The sequence below is a fragment of the Candidatus Methanocrinis alkalitolerans genome (assembly GCF_029167205.1).
Lineage (GTDB): Archaea > Halobacteriota > Methanosarcinia > Methanotrichales > Methanotrichaceae > Methanocrinis > Methanocrinis alkalitolerans.
Map to the genome: position 1 here is coordinate 1 of NZ_JARFPL010000048.1, position 14,097 is coordinate 14,097.

The following is a 14,097-nucleotide window of genomic DNA, read 5'->3' on the forward strand; positions in this document are numbered from 1 at the left end:
AGGAATCTCCCTGGACGATATGATTCGGCACCTGGCAAATGCGGGGTATGAAGTGCGAAAGAGAGCACCAGGGGCTGGAGGATAACAGCCCCTGTTGTCGATTTAATAGGGTTTTACATGGGAAAGATCGTCTAGATTCCAAATTCTCCCGAAAATCCCATATGAAGAGAAATACCAAGCCTCGGGTGGGATTTGAACCCACGGCCTCGTCCTTACCAAGGACGCGCTATGCCAGCTAAGCCACCGAGGCACGAAAAGGTGCGACTCCCCCCACGTGCTACCCATTTTTGAACCTTTCGGTCGATCCTTCTCCACCCCATGAAATCTTCCCAGGCGGTTCATTCCGGGGCAGTTCGCCTCAATAATACCCCGGCATCCTGCCGAGCCGCTATTCGACTCATACTTGCGAATACCCGACCTTGAAGAGAGAAGGGTTATTTAAGAGATCGAAGTCAAAGACGGAGCTTGTGTCGCCGAAGCTCCAGAAGGGCGAAGAGCTGATCCGGGCCCTCCGACCCCACCCTCTCGCCTTCTACCGGCTCTACGCCATCTGGATCTACATAGCCCTGGTGGGGGCGTATTTCGCATCCGGCCCCAGGATCGAGATCATGGAGATGAGCCCCGAGAACTCGGCCCGGATCCTCTGGTGGCTCTCGATCTTGGTGCCGGCGGTCCTAATCGCCCTCTTTCGGATCAACTGGAGGTGGCTCTTCGCCCTGGCGATCCCCGCCCTCCTCGCCTTCTACCTCCCCGGCCGACCGGAGTTCATCGCCTTCCTCGACGGCCTGGGGCTCATCTGGTTTGCGGATCAGAATTTGATCCTAATGGCCTTCGGCATCATCGGGATCTTCGGGACGGAAGGGCACAGGAGGTCCCATCGATACTACATCACCAACTGGAGGCTGATCATGGAGTCGGGCCACCTGGGGGTCCACAGAAGGACCCTCCTCTACAAGAACATCAACGACCTGGTGGTGGAGCAGTCCTTCCCCGGAAAGGTCTTCAACTTCGGGACGATCATCCCCATCACAGCCTCGGGCCTGGGCCTCGGTGACGACTTCAGCCTCGCGGGGGCGGCTGTGGGCAACAGGGCGATGATCGGCGCCGGAGGCGGCAAGACGGTATCGACCCCCAGGGGCAGGTCCCACCACCTCCTGGAGGGGGTCGGCCGCCCCGAAGAGGTCCACGACCTGATAATATCCCTGATGCACGCCCAGAGGTGAACCGGGCAAAAAAGTGAAGTTCGACCGCTATCGCGCTATTTATTCAGAACCCTCTTGTAAACCGCTTCAGTCTCTCTCGCGATCTCGTCCCAGGTGAACTCCCGCTCGAGCCGCTCTCTTCCCGCCCTGCCGAGCCTCTCCATCTCCTCGGGGTCGTCGAGGAGGCGGTTGATGCACCAGGCTATCGACTCCGGCTGGATGTAGGCGAGGAGGCCGTCCTGGAAGTTCTTGATGATGCTGACGGCGTCGGTGGCGACGACGGGCTTACCCACGTCCCACCCCTCCAGGACGACGATCCCGAAGGGCTCGTTTCTGCTGGGAAGGCATACCATATCGCAGGCGTTCATCCACTCCTCTTTGACGTTGCTGGGGGTATACCCAAGGAATGTGCAGGACCCTTCGACACCCAACCTCCGGGCCTTCTCTTCGCATTCCCGTCTCATGTCGCCGTCGCCGATGAAGACGAACTTGGCGTCCCAGTGGCGGGCGAGGACGTGAGGGACCGCCTCCACCAGGATGCAGGGGCCCTTCTGGAAGTTCATCCTACCGCAGAAGAGGATTACAGGGGCGAGAGGGTGGATCCCGTGCCTCTCCTTCACCCTCCCCGGATCGACGGGCCGTCTGAAGGATCCGACGACGAGGCCGTTGGGTATGATCTCGATCTTCTCGGAAGGGATCTGGTAGAGCATCATCAATTCGTCTTTCATCCTCTGGGTGGTGGTGATCACCACAGCCGCCTCGTAGCCGCTCATCCATTCGCGGTGTGCTATCTCTCGCGGGATGTAATCGGCGCTGAAGTTGTTTCCGCATCTCCCCCATTCGGTGCTGTGGAGGGTGATGATGTAAGGGATGGAGTATGCCGCCTTGATCCTGTTGAGGGCCGGGACCGGGTGCCAGTCGTGGCCGTGGACGATGTCGAACTTGCCGAAGAGCTTCTGGACGTGGCCGAACCTGTCGAAGATGGCGTCACCCATCCTGTTCATCTGGGCGATTATGTCTCCTGACGGGTCGGAGTCGATCCTCTGGTAGTGAACTGCGTTGATCTCGTCATAGGGTCCAAACTCACCCCTCCGGGTGAATACGTGGACCTCGTGCCCCCTCCTTGCCAGGGCTTCGGAGAGTTCCGAGACGTGCGGGGCGACGCCCCCGACCTTCGTGGAGTACAGGCTCTCCCAGGAGAGCATCCCAATCCTCATTTCATTCACCACACCAAGATAACATCGCTCTGCTCAAATTTCGACCCTGAGGGATATCAATAGCCGCGAAATGCCCACAAGTGGAGACGTTCCAGGCTGAAGGCCGCCGCGATAGAGGCGCCGTGCACACCAAGACACCATTCATATCTAAACTCCGCTTATCTAGGACCACGATAAGCTTCTGCCACTTATTTTTTGCTACAATTTCTTATGTTATCGTCTCATTAACCTTTCGGTTTTTGCCGACCCCATCTCCCCCCTGACGGAGATACGGGCCCATGGCTTTCGAGATATCGTCAAAATGAAGACGTAAGCCGGACCCTTAAAAAACCTCTCAGGGATATGCGGGTATCCTTCAGAAAGTTCCGAGCCCATCATGCCGTCCGGAGCTGGGAGGCGGCATCTTCCGGCGAAACGGTGTTTATGAAGATCCCGGTGTTCTTCTCGAAGCCGGCGATAGTCGATAAAGCCGGCTGGATCCTGAGGTTGAGGTGGTAGCCGGGGTCTCGCAGCTGATGGATTGTGTAGTTGTAGGGCGGCCCTCCGAGGAGCCGATCGAGCCGCCCTAGCCCCTCTCCGAGGACCTCGGCGAGGCATTCTCGATCGATGGGGTCGAGCCCTTCGAGGTCCGATAGGTGCCCTTTCGGGAGGATCCAGGTCTCGTAGGGGACGGTGGAGCTGTAGGGGGCGATGAGGACGAACCTCTCGTTCTCAAATATCAGCCGATCCGAGGACGCCTCCCTTCCAGCGAGGCTGCAGTAAGGGCACCGGGGAGATTCTCCGATGGCCGCCATCTCCCTCTTCAGGGCCGGAGGAACGATGGGAAGGGCGATGAGCTGGGAGTGGGTGTGGCTCAGGGAGGCCCCCGCGACCCGCCCCCAGTTCTTGAAGATGGAGACGTACTCGACGAAAGGTTCGTAGATCCGGCATCTGTACCTGTCCCTGTAGACGCAGACCAGCCGCTGTAGGTCCCTCTTGCTGAACCGGGACGGATCGGCTTGGTGGTCCGGGGACTCGACGATCACCTCGTGAAACCCCCTCGCAAAGTCCGCGACCCACTCCCCCGAGGGCGGCCCCGGCTCCGCCGTAACCGCCGGGTAGAGGTTGAGAAATGATCGAGCCCACCAGCCTTTGACCCTCTCTTTCCCGTCGGCAAAGACTCCTCCGTCGGTGTAGGCGGCGACCGCCGGGGGGGTCATCTCCTCGTTTCCTGGGCAGAAGGGGCAGGTCTTGGGGTCGGACCGCCCCCCGGTTCCTGGATGCTGGAAGTCGGAGGGCCTCTTCCCCCTCTCCGCTGCGATGATGGTGTACTCGTCGAGGAAGTAGTGGCGCCTCATCTCCGGGATGAGATCACCTTCTCGTAGATCTCCAGGGTCTCCTTGGCCGCCCTGCCCCAGTTGAACGTCTCGAGGCACTTTCTCCTCCCGTTCTTCCCCCATTCCCTCATCCTCTCAGGGTCCTCCAGGACGAGGTTTATCCCCCAGGCTATGTCCCCGGGGTCGGAGGGGTTGACGTGGACCCCCGTCGGCCGCTCCGAGGAGGGGTCGTCGACGATCTCCCGCAGGCCCGAGACGCCGCTGGCGCCGACGACCGCAGGCCGCTCCATGGAGGCGGCCTCGACCCCTACGATCCCGAAGGGCTCGTAGAGGCTCGGAAAGACGCAGAGGTCCGCCAGGGCGTAATGCTGGATCTTGGAGTCGAGGTCGAGAAAATCGGTTACGACCTTCACAGAGCCCCCCAGGGGCTCTGCCATCGACCTGGCCCGCTCCTCCAGGGTCCCCTTCCCGACGATGAGGAGCTTGGCTCCCGGGTGCTCGGCCAGGACCTTCGGCATCGCCTCCAGGAGCTGGATCACCCCCTTCACCTCCTCGAGCCTCCCGACGAAGAGGATCACCTCGTCATCCTCCCCTATACCGTACCTCTCCCGAAGATCCCCGACCTTCTTCTCCTTCGCCGCCGATGGGCTATAAATCCCGGTATCGACGCCGTGGTGGGATACCGCGATCTTATCTCTTGGGACCCCCAGGCTCGCCAGCTGCTCTCTCATTGCAAAAGAGACGGTGATCACCCCGTCGGCGATCCGTCCGCCCCGAAGCTCCAGGTCGACTATCTGGGGGTTTGGGACCTTCTCCCTCCCCACCTCGAGGCTGTGGACGTGGTAGATGAGGGGAGGCCCGCCGCAACTCTTCGCAGCCATCCCCCCGGGGAGGCCGAGCCAGTCGTGGGCGACGGCGAGGTCGAAGGGGCCGTTATCCCTCAGAGAGGCGGCGGCGAGCTGGTTGTAGCTCATCAGGTCGGAGAGGAAGGCCCCCCCTTCCCCCCAGGCGAGGGTCCGGTCCGAGAGGAAGGGCTCCCAGCCGTCTCTCATGGGCAGGGGCGTCTCCCTGAATACTGATATGCCGGACCTCGTCTGCCTCCGCTTCAGCTCCCCGTCCCCCATGGTGAAGACTGTGATCTTGTTGCCGAGGGAGGACAACTCCTTCGATATGCTGTCGGCGTAAACGCCGAGCCCCCCAAAGATCCGGGGGGGGAACTCCAGGCTGAAGTAAGCTATCTTCATATCATTGGCCACCATCTTCAAACCCCCTCATCTCGGAGGGGAGACACTTGTCCAGCTCTGAGCTGACCATCAGGTTCCTGTAGTACTCCAGGACCGGCTCGGTCCAGTTCATCAGCTTTGCGAGGGCGAAGGACTCCTCGCATAGGAGCCGGTACTTCACCTGGTCTTCGAGGTAAGTCCAGGTGAAGTAGTCCAGGACGAGGGCGTAATCGAGGATCATCTCCTGGAATGTCGCATCGATGTTGTCTACGACGACGAACCCGCCCAAGCCAGTGACGAGCCGCTCTACCTTCTTCAGGGCGTCGCTGAAGCCGCAGGCCCGAGAGACGATGGATGGGGTCCCCTCCCGCCCCGCCTCGAGGCCGGTGAGGAGGAACGGCTCGTACTGGGAGGGGAATATCCCGGCGACGCATCCGGCCATGATCTCGTCGGCCCTCATGTTCAGGCCCCCGTCGTCGGGCCCCACCCACTGGGGGTAGAGGACGGCGGATGCGTGCCTCTTCCCCGCCGCCAATCTCCCGGCATCGATCCCCCGTTCGTGGATCATGTTGTTGAGCCTGATCTCTTCGCCCACCGGTATCTCCGAGGGGAGGTTGATGGGGAAGCCTTCAGGGAGCTTATCCTTCTGCTTTGGCCCGTGGGAGGTGATGAGGAGACATACCACCCTCATCTTCTCTGCGAACCTCTGCTCCAGCCGCCGGTGTTTTATCAGGTGGTCTTGGAGGAGGAGGGCGTCGAGGAGCTGGGGGTAGCCCTTATTCTCCAGCTCAGGCCGGGATATGGTGAATACAGGAAGGATATCCTCAGGGTCGATCACCTCCCCGCCGTAGACCTTGTGGATGTTCTCCGAGAGGTACTTCTGGATCTTCTTTCTGGACCTGTTCTTCTTATTCCAGTCGATGTAGCTTGCGCCGAGGTCGATCCCATTTCTTATGACGATCCCGTCCAGCTTGTGAAATAGCATCGCCTCCCGCTTCGTCGAGTCCCCGACGAAGGAGACGACGTCGGCATACCTCGCGAGAGATTCGAGGGTCGCCATCCCGATGGGGACGTGGGGATCCCAGGTGGAGTCGTTCTTGGCGATCTTCTCAAGAGACCGATAGCCAGAAGACCTCCCTGGTACGGTGGCGTGGAGGGTGGCCATCGTCCTGACGGGGGTTCCGAGGGCCTTCAGCCTCGCCAGGGCGTAGAAGGTGGGAAACTCGTGGCAGTGGAGGGAGACCCGCATCTTCGGCATCACCGACATGGCGAACTCCGATATCGCCTCATCCCCATACTTCTTCGCCCTCTCCTCTCCGAGGGATACGAGATTGTTTACGAACTGGGAGACGGCGTAGGAGAGGCCGAGGTAGTGGGTGTACTCCGGGCCGTAAGGGGACCTCTCAAACGCCATCGAGTCGAGCCCCGATATCCGCCACGCCTCCGTCTTGATGGCGTTGGCCAGGGTCATCTTCTGGCCTTCTCTGCTGGTGATGATAGAGTCGAAGTAGGCGGTGTTGAAGAGGAGGTAGCCGATTGAATGGCCGTCGACCTCCGTCTCGGCAGCCACCACCTCGATCCCCTCGGACTTGAGCCGGTCGATGGCAGCCGTCAGCTCTTCGTTCATTTTGAGAGGTTCAAGGCCGCTGATGTCGGTGATCCTGGATTTGCCCTTGTTCCAGTCCGACCCCAGGGTGGGGTAGTAGGGGCCGGCCACCAGGATGTTCAGGTCGCAATCGATATCTTTTTTTGCGGCGAGCTTCGCCAGGACCTTCGCCTCGGCATCGATGACGTCCCATATCCCTCCCATCTTGTTGCAGACGGGGCCGCCCTCCTCCCCTGCCAGAACTATCCAGCGCTTCATCATGATCGATCAGACCTCCAGCCAGCTTACGGGTAGGGGGAGAGGGTCGATACCGCCAGCCCATCGTCGGAGATGTCCAGGACCCTGATGCTGTTCGCGATCCTGGAGCCTCTCATCTTCATGATGTAGATCGATCGGACCATGTTGTTTCCCACCCTCTCCCTCTTCAGTATGGTGCAGGAGTCGGCCCCGTACTCCATGATCTGGGTCATCCCGAAGGCCTCGCTTATGGTTATCAACGCCGTAACTTCGAGGGACCTCAATATCCCGAAGAGATCGTCGGCGAGAGATCTCATGACGAAGGGCGACTCGACGGCGGTGAAGAAGGCCATCAGGTCGTCGATCAAGATCCTCTGTGGCTTCTCCTCCCGGACCTTCTTTTCCACCAGTTTTCTGAAGCTGATGAGAAATTCCGTGGGGTCGGTCTCGATGCTCTTCTGAAGCCTCAGGACGGGGTCGGTGACGTCCACCATGGCGAGCTTCCCGTCGCCCTCCAGCTTCCAGAAGTCCCACTTGAAGGAGGAGTACATCTCCCTCTTCAGGAATTCGGAGCTCTCCGAGGGCATGATGATCATCCCCTTCTCCCCGTTTCTGATCCCCTCGTAGATGAACTGGGAGGCGAAGACGGTCTTGCCGCTCCCCGAAGCCCCCGTGATGGTGTTGACCGTCCCTCTATGAAACCCTCCGTTCACCAGGTCGTCGAAGCCCGGTATCCCGGAGGGGACCTTCTCATAAGATTTCATCGATTCTTCCACTTTCTTCCCTCCAGACCGTCTATATTCGTCCGGGAGTAATTATTTTTATCGGTGGAGGCAAAAAGATTTTCGTCTCAACAGAGCCGGCGATCGTCATATTGGGATAGTCTCAGTTCGATCATCTAATTGTCATCTTCTCAAGCCGATCGCTCAGTACTGCTCATAGACCCACGACCTCTCGGCCGGGAAGAGAGCGTCGATGAGGCGAACGGCCTTGTCCGAGGCTGAATCCACGCCTGGTCCGACGTACATCATCGCCGAGAAGATGTCGGGGCGCGTGTACTGCAGCTCTCGCCAGCTCCGATGACCGAGGACCAGCGGAATGAAGAGGTCTTCTGGAATGAAGAAGGTCTTCTCGCATTCTCCACCCCTCCCAGGTTTGACGGATTCGAGCTTTCCTTCGGACCAGTTGAGATCGATCTGTTCTCTGTAAAGATCAAGCCGCAAAGTCCCGGAAAAGCCCACAAGGCTGCCCTCCTTCAGCCGCGCTTCGAGGACCGGGGCGATTTTGGTGAGAAATTTGATCTTGTCCGGGATCTTTATCTGCCAGGCGTAAGGCCTCCCGGCCGACGCCCCGAAGGAGATGGCGGTCTTCGCCGCGGTCGACTCTCCGGCGAGGTTCAGCCGGATGTACGGCTTATTTCGCTCTGCGCACTTCTTCTTGCAGAAGGCGAAAAGATTCGTCAGGGCGTCGTCGGATATGCCCTCGCTGATCTCGCTCACGATGAGCCCCGTTCCGAAGCCCTGCAGGGGAATCCTGAAGTAGAATCTCTCTTGCGTCTGTCGCCCTTCCATGATCCAGAACTGCGAGCTGCATCCGGCCCTCTGGCCGTAGGTCAGAAGGTAGTTCCATTTTGCCTCGTCCCTGAAGACGGAGATGAAGTTCGATCTTCGATATCGCTCGTCCTCTTCCAGGAGAAAAGGTATGTCCTTGGTCTCAGCGAGCCGAAACTCGTAGGAATCATCGTCGGCCAAATCGGGGACCAGATGAAGGGAGATGTCGATGTGGGGCTCCAAGGGGATCGAGTAATAATATCCGAAGCGGCGATAAAATCCCGGTATCCCCTGAACCACTGCCAGGTCGAACCCCTCCTCCTCGAGGGTCGCGTCGAACTCCCGGTACAGGAGCCTCATCAGCCCCTTATTCCTGTGTCCCTCTCCCGTTCCCACGATCCCCATCTCGGCGACTTTGAGCTGGAGCCCCGCCATCTCCCAGGTCCATGGGATGAGGGCGAAGGCCGCTGCGATCTCTCCGGTCTCTTCGTCGTCGGCGATGAACCAGTAATCAATTTTCATCCCCGGAAGGTGGAGGAATATAGTCTCGGCGAAGGCTCCCACCTCCTCGGGAAGAAAGATTTTGTCATAATGATCGTGGAGCTTTCCGGCGTCGTGGGGAGACCCGGCCCGTCTTATTCTGTAATTTGAGTCCATGGAATCGATTCCCTACCTATTTTTATGTTCATCATCCACCATAAATATTCCGCCGATCGCAGGCCGCCTTCAGAGCCGAGGAATGTACCTCAACCTCGTTGATCAAATATTTATTAAACTTGGGGGAGAATGTATGGATATGCCATCGATCCCGACCCACCGATCTCGCGGAGCTTCCATCAAAGCCGCCTTGGATGGAGAAGTATCCGGTGAGGTCCCATGACCGACGTCTGCCTCTGCTTCGAGGTCCACCAGCCCCTGAGGCTCCGAAAGGAGTTCTTCTGGGGCGGCTCTCCCATGAGGAGGATCGAGCCCGACCAGCTATCCGACTTCTACTTCGACGATCCGGAGAACCGGAGAATATTCGACCGGGTCGCGGAGAAGTGCTACCTTCCGACTAACGAGATCATCCTCGAAGAGATAAGGAGGAGGCAGGACTCCCAGCGCCCCTTCAAGGCCGCCTACAGCTTCTCGGGGGTCTTCCTCGACCAGTGCGATAAGTACAATCCTCGGGTCCTGGAGTCCTTCGCCCGGCTCGTGGACACGGGGATGGTGGAGGTGATGGAGCAGACCTACCACCACTCCCTGGCGAGCCTATACGAGGACGAAAGGGAGTTTGCCGAGCAGGTGAAGATGCACCGGGAGCGGGTCTGGGACGCCTTCGCCGTCAGGCCCCGGATCTTCGAGAATACGGAGCTCCTATACGACGACCGGATAGCGAGGATCGTCGAGGATATGGGATACGCCGGGATCTTCGCCGAGGGGATCATCGCTCCGCCCAACCACCTCTACCGGCCGGAGGGGTGCGATAGGATCTCTCTCCTCCTCCGCGACTATCAGATCACCGATGATATGGGGTTTCGATTCTCCGCTCGGTGGTGGAACGAGTACCCCCTCACCGCCAGCAAGTACGCCAGCTGGATCGCGGCGAAGCCCGGCGAGTGCGTCAACATCTTCTGCGACTATGAGACCTTCGGGGAGCACCAGTGGGCGGACACCGGGATCTTCGAGTTTCTCAGGCACCTTCCAAGCGAGATCCTCAGGTGGGATCACCTCAGCTTCAAAACCCCCAGCGACCTCGCCCGGGATCATCCGCCCCTCCAGATCGTAAGCGTCCCGAAGACCACCTCCTGGGCCGACATCGAGAGGGACACGAGCTGCTGGCTGGGAAACACCCTCCAGTGGGCCTGCTACACCTACCACAGGAGGCTGGAGGGGCCGATAAAGGAGGGGGGCGACCCCCACCTCCTGGAGACCTGGAGGACCCTGGGCCTCTCCGACCACCTCTACTACGCCTTCACCCACGGCGGCGGACCCGGGGAGGTCCACAACTACTTCAGCCCCTACGGCACCCCCTACGATGCGGCGGTCACCTTCTTCGCCGTCCTCGCCGACCTCCACCACCGGGTGAAGTCGTGGGCCTCCGCCGCCGAAGATCCCTTCCTTTTCTCCACGGGGATCGACGAGTTCACCGGCGACTCCGCCTGGGGAAGGAGGACCCTGAAGGGGGCGGTGGCGGAGGTGGAGATCGAGTCCCTCGAGTACCACACCCAGAGGGGGGACCTGGCCGCCTGGGCCCGGGAAAGCCTCGCCGACGAAAAATTGGCCGAAGGGCTCCAGCAGGCAGAGGGCCTCCGGGGCGAAGATCTGAGGGCGGCCCTCCTGGGAGCCCTCTCAGAGGCCGGGACGGGTTCGGGTTCGGATCAGAGGGGCGGAAGGGGGCGAAAGAAGGGAGCCGCCGCCGGGGGGAGGGTGAAGAGATGAGAACCAGGCCCCAGGATCCGAAGCTGCAGTTCACCCCCAAGAGCCGTGACGAGGGGATAGTGCGGGAATGGCTCGTCACCAACGGCCTTGGAGGCTACGGCTCATCGACGATCCTCGGCTCGAACACCAGGTCCTACCACGGCCTTCTGGTGGCGGCCACCGACCCGCCCACCGAGAGGACCCTCCTCTTGTCGTCCCTGGACGAGGATCTTACGACGGAGTCGGGGCGGTACGAGCTCGCCACCCACCAGTACCCAGGAACTACATACCCGGAGGGTTTCCGCCACCTCGCAGAGTTTCGGTCAGATCCGATCCCCACCTTCATCTACAGGACCGGCGACGGCGCCGTCGTCGAGAAGAAGGTCTTCATGATCTTTGGGGAGAACACCACCGTCGTAAGATACGAGATCGAAGGGGACGGCCTCTTCAGGGTGGTCCCCCTCGTCAACTGCAGGAGCTTTCACGTCGCATCTGCCGCCCCCCGGATGGAACAGATGGACCTCCCCCCGGAGGGCGAAGGTTGCGGCGTCCGCCTCCGGTCGGGGTGCGACCTCTTCCTCGTCTCGGACCGGGGGAGGTACGTCCCCAAAGAGCTATGGTACCGCAACCTGGAGTACGAGGAGGAGAGGAGGAGAGGGCTCGCCTGGAGGGAGGACGCATTCAGCCCCGGAAGGTTCGAGCTCTCCGTCGAAGGCCACCAGACCCTCAGCATAGTCGCCTCTATGGACCGGAGTTCGGCGGCGCGGACCGACGAGCTATTGATCCGGGAGGTGGGGAGGGTCGAGAGGCTGAAAGGCGACGGGAGGCGCGACCCTCGGTTCAGGCACCTCTCCGTCGCCGCCGACCAGTTCCTGGTCGAAAGGGGTGCAGGAAAGAGCATCATAGCCGGCTACCACTGGTTCAACGACTGGGGGAGGGACGCCATGATATCCCTTCCGGGGCTTCTTCTCACCACCCGGAGGTTTGGTGAGGCCCGGGCGGTCCTAGCCACCTTCGCCGGAGCGATGAAGGACGGACTCCTCCCCAACGACTTCGGCGCCCATTGTTACAACACCATCGACGCCGCCCTCTGGTTCTTCTGGGCTCTCCACAGGTACTGGGAGTACTCCGGGGACGCCGGCCTCGTCAGAGAGCTATTCCCCGCCCTCCTGACCATCGTCGACAGGTACTCAAAAGAGACTCCCGGATCCTTCTCTGACGCCGACGGCCTCATAGCATCAGAGCCGGGGCTCACCTGGATGGACGCGAAGGTGGGAAGTGAGTTCGTCACCCCCCGGGCCGGGAAGGCCTGCGAGATCAACGCCCTCTGGTACAACGCTCTATCGGTGATGGAGGCTTTCTCCGAAGAGCTCGGAGAGGACTGGGATGGAGGGCTCGCGGAGAAGGTGGAGGAAAGCTACCACAAGTTCTGGAACCCCGAAACGGGATGCCTCTACGACCTCATCGATCGAAAGGATCCGGCCATCAGGCCCAACCAGGTGATAGCGGCGTCCCTCCCCTTCACCCCCCTCGATGCCGGAGAGGTCCGGGGGATCGTCGGGGTGGCGACGGAGGAGCTCCTCACCCCATACGGCCTGCGGACCCTATCGCCGGAGGACCCCGCCTATATAGGCAGGTACGAGGGGGGTCCCACTGAGAGGGACGGGGCCTACCACCAGGGGACGGTCTGGCCCTGGCTTATGGGCCCCTACTTAACGGCCAGGATGAAGGCGGGACGCCGTTCTAAGAGGGAGAGGGACGAGGCCCGGGAGATCCTCAAGCCTCTATTGGGGCTCGATGGCCAGATCGGGGTCGGGACGATCTGCGAAGTCTTCGACGGTGACGAGCCCCACCGCCCCGGAGGCTGCATATCTCAGGCCTGGTCCGTCGGCGAGACGATGAGGGCCTGGTCTGAGGACGTCATGGCTGGAGCGAGGAAGCGAAAGGAGCAGTAGGCCTCTGAGGGGGGACTGAACGGAGGAGCCAGCCTCCTTCTTCGTCCCGCACCTCACCAATTCCCATCCATGGGTACCGGTTCACACACCGATTCCCATCCATGGGTACCGGTTCACAGATCGCTATTCTCCTCGGCGGTGAGGGCCTCGGGAGGCTCCTCCATCATCCCCATCAGCATCTCAAGCCAGTCGGCGGCGGCCAACGCCTCTTCCGGAATTTCAATGACCACCGGCTCGTTGTAGTCGGAATAGAGCACCGTCGATTCGGACTCGACGACCATCTCGATATCCCCCATCTCGCCGACGGGAAGGCCCATCATATCCGACGTCATCGAAAGCTTCATGGAGACCTGATTCTTCAATGGAAGGCCGGACTCTTTGGAGATCCAGGTCGTCCACTCCATCTCGCTCTCCTCAAAAATCTCAGTCATGTTCATGGCGTAAAAGGGCATCGACCCCATCTGCTGGCTGAGGATCGTGGTGAAGGCCTCGGTATCGGGGATCACCCTCACCTTAAAGGCGTCCTCGCCGTTGACCTTCCCGGAACCCACAAGCTCGATCTCGGAGGCGTTGAGGAGCTCGGCCTGGGCCTTCACCTGGTTCTGCTGGTCCCACATCTCCTCTGGCATCCCAGGCATCCTCATCCATTCTCCTTCGACGTTGGTGTACATGGTATCACCCACCATGTACATCTCCATCTCTGAGGTGACCTCTCCCATTTCGTCGGAGATGGAGGTGGTGGTCATCGTCATCTTCATCGCCCGTCCGGTGACGTTCATGACCCCCGTCCCCGAAGAGCTCGTCGAAAATGTCATGGTCCTGAGGTTTCCATCAGCCTCCGAGTGGTTGATCACCTTTATCGTCTGATCCATATCGACGACGAAGGCGGCGGTCTCCACCTTTTCCACCGAATCGATCATCATCGCCTTTAGCTCCTCCGGGCTCGGCTTATCCTCGACGCAGCCGGAGAAGGCGGCGACGATCAAGGCCAGTAACAGTAATAGTTTCTTCATGCGGGTGGCCCTCTATCCGCCGGGGTATTTCACCCTGTCGTTCGGCCTGCTGATCCGTCCCGAAAATCTCAGCAGGATGCCCCCGACTTGAGTCGGGGGAGGAATGCGCGCCTACTCCCGCTTTTCCTTGGCACCGAAATGTTCATATCCATAGATGGTATACATCTATACACATGATGCAGACGCTCAAGGTCAAACTTGAACCGACTCCAGAACAGGTTCAAGCTATCCGCGAGACGATGCATCAGTTTAACGCCGCCTGCAACTTCGTGGCTGACAGAGCGTTTGAGCTTCGTACCGCCAATAAAATCGAGCTGCAGAAGGTCGTTTATTATCCGATTCGGGAACAATTTAACCTCTCCGCTCAGATGGCGGTCA

The 14,097-nt window shown here is 60.1% G+C and carries 10 protein-coding genes, 1 tRNA gene and 1 pseudogene; 4 read left to right on the plus strand and 8 right to left on the minus strand.

What is annotated here, in order from left to right:
• Positions 1 to 177: 177 nt before the first annotated feature.
• Positions 178 to 250: transfer RNA gene (locus P0O24_RS11210), tRNA-Thr, on the minus strand.
• Positions 251 to 419: 169 nt separating this feature from the next.
• On the opposite strand from P0O24_RS11210, the gene P0O24_RS11215 reads away from it, so the two are divergent.
• The gene (locus P0O24_RS11215) at positions 420 to 1,223 is read left to right on the plus strand and encodes a PH domain-containing protein (RefSeq protein WP_316969845.1); all 804 of its coding nucleotides are present in this window, start codon (positions 420 to 422) and stop codon (positions 1,221 to 1,223) included.
• 35 nt (positions 1,224 to 1,258) lie between these two features.
• Here P0O24_RS11215 and P0O24_RS11220 read toward each other — a convergent pair whose 3' ends face one another.
• The 6 genes from P0O24_RS11220 to P0O24_RS11245 all read right to left on the minus strand — a co-directional run bounded on the left by P0O24_RS11220 (position 1,259) and on the right by P0O24_RS11245 (position 9,008).
• Entirely contained in the window at positions 1,259 to 2,419 is a 1,161-nt protein-coding gene (locus P0O24_RS11220; protein WP_316969846.1) for a glycosyltransferase family 4 protein, read from the minus strand.
• 374 nt (positions 2,420 to 2,793) lie between these two features.
• A complete protein-coding gene (locus tag P0O24_RS11225) occupies positions 2,794 to 3,756 on the minus strand; it encodes a galactose-1-phosphate uridylyltransferase (RefSeq protein WP_316969847.1) in 963 nt (320 codons plus the stop codon).
• On the minus strand, positions 3,753 to 4,994 hold the full coding sequence (locus P0O24_RS11230; RefSeq protein ID WP_316969848.1) for a glycosyltransferase family 4 protein: 1,242 nt from the start codon (positions 4,992 to 4,994) through the stop codon (positions 3,753 to 3,755). Before P0O24_RS11230 ends, P0O24_RS11225 begins: the two co-directional genes overlap by 4 nt.
• Positions 4,981 to 6,825 (minus strand): glycogen synthase, encoded by a 1,845-nt coding sequence (locus P0O24_RS11235; protein ID WP_316969849.1) that lies wholly within the window; start codon positions 6,823 to 6,825, stop codon positions 4,981 to 4,983. Before P0O24_RS11235 ends, P0O24_RS11230 begins: the two co-directional genes overlap by 14 nt.
• Before the next feature lie 23 nt (positions 6,826 to 6,848).
• A complete protein-coding gene (locus P0O24_RS11240) occupies positions 6,849 to 7,565 on the minus strand; it encodes an RAD55 family ATPase (protein WP_316969850.1) in 717 nt (238 codons plus the stop codon).
• Between the two features lie 162 nt (positions 7,566 to 7,727).
• Positions 7,728 to 9,008 carry a GNAT family N-acetyltransferase gene (locus P0O24_RS11245; protein WP_316969851.1) on the minus strand — a complete coding sequence of 427 codons (1,281 nt, stop codon included), beginning with the start codon at positions 9,006 to 9,008 and terminating at the stop codon, positions 7,728 to 7,730.
• A gap of 219 nt (positions 9,009 to 9,227) precedes the next feature.
• On the opposite strand from P0O24_RS11245, the gene P0O24_RS11250 reads away from it, so the two are divergent.
• Positions 9,228 to 10,772, plus strand: coding sequence for an alpha-amylase (locus P0O24_RS11250; protein ID WP_316969852.1), 1,545 nt, complete (start codon positions 9,228 to 9,230; stop codon positions 10,770 to 10,772).
• Complete coding sequence (locus tag P0O24_RS11255) at positions 10,769 to 12,706, plus strand: amylo-alpha-1,6-glucosidase (protein WP_316969853.1); 1,938 nt, start codon at positions 10,769 to 10,771, stop codon at positions 12,704 to 12,706. The genes P0O24_RS11250 and P0O24_RS11255 overlap by 4 nt, the downstream gene beginning before the upstream one ends.
• A 113-nt stretch (positions 12,707 to 12,819) precedes the next feature.
• Here P0O24_RS11255 and P0O24_RS11260 read toward each other — a convergent pair whose 3' ends face one another.
• Positions 12,820 to 13,719, minus strand: coding sequence for a DUF6612 family protein (locus P0O24_RS11260; RefSeq protein WP_316969854.1), 900 nt, complete (start codon positions 13,717 to 13,719; stop codon positions 12,820 to 12,822).
• 173 nt (positions 13,720 to 13,892) lie between these two features.
• Between P0O24_RS11260 and P0O24_RS11265 the strand changes: the two are divergent.
• A pseudogene (locus tag P0O24_RS11265) lies at positions 13,893 to 14,097 on the plus strand (RNA-guided endonuclease TnpB family protein); the annotation flags it as partial.

Coding starts and splice junctions, on each gene's coding strand:
- P0O24_RS11220 (WP_316969846.1), bottom strand. CDS start 2,419: ATGAGGATTGGGATGCTCTCCTGGGAGAGCCTGTACTCCACGAAGGTC.
- P0O24_RS11225 (WP_316969847.1), bottom strand. CDS start 3,756: ATGAGGCGCCACTACTTCCTCGACGAGTACACCATCATCGCAGCGGAG.
- P0O24_RS11230 (WP_316969848.1), bottom strand. CDS start 4,994: ATGGTGGCCAATGATATGAAGATAGCTTACTTCAGCCTGGAGTTCCCC.
- P0O24_RS11235 (WP_316969849.1), bottom strand. CDS start 6,825: ATGATGAAGCGCTGGATAGTTCTGGCAGGGGAGGAGGGCGGCCCCGTC.
- P0O24_RS11240 (WP_316969850.1), bottom strand. CDS start 7,565: ATGAAATCTTATGAGAAGGTCCCCTCCGGGATACCGGGCTTCGACGAC.
- P0O24_RS11245 (WP_316969851.1), bottom strand. CDS start 9,008: ATGGACTCAAATTACAGAATAAGACGGGCCGGGTCTCCCCACGACGCC.
- P0O24_RS11250 (WP_316969852.1), top strand. CDS start 9,228: ATGACCGACGTCTGCCTCTGCTTCGAGGTCCACCAGCCCCTGAGGCTC.
- P0O24_RS11255 (WP_316969853.1), top strand. CDS start 10,769: ATGAGAACCAGGCCCCAGGATCCGAAGCTGCAGTTCACCCCCAAGAGC.
- P0O24_RS11260 (WP_316969854.1), bottom strand. CDS start 13,719: ATGAAGAAACTATTACTGTTACTGGCCTTGATCGTCGCCGCCTTCTCC.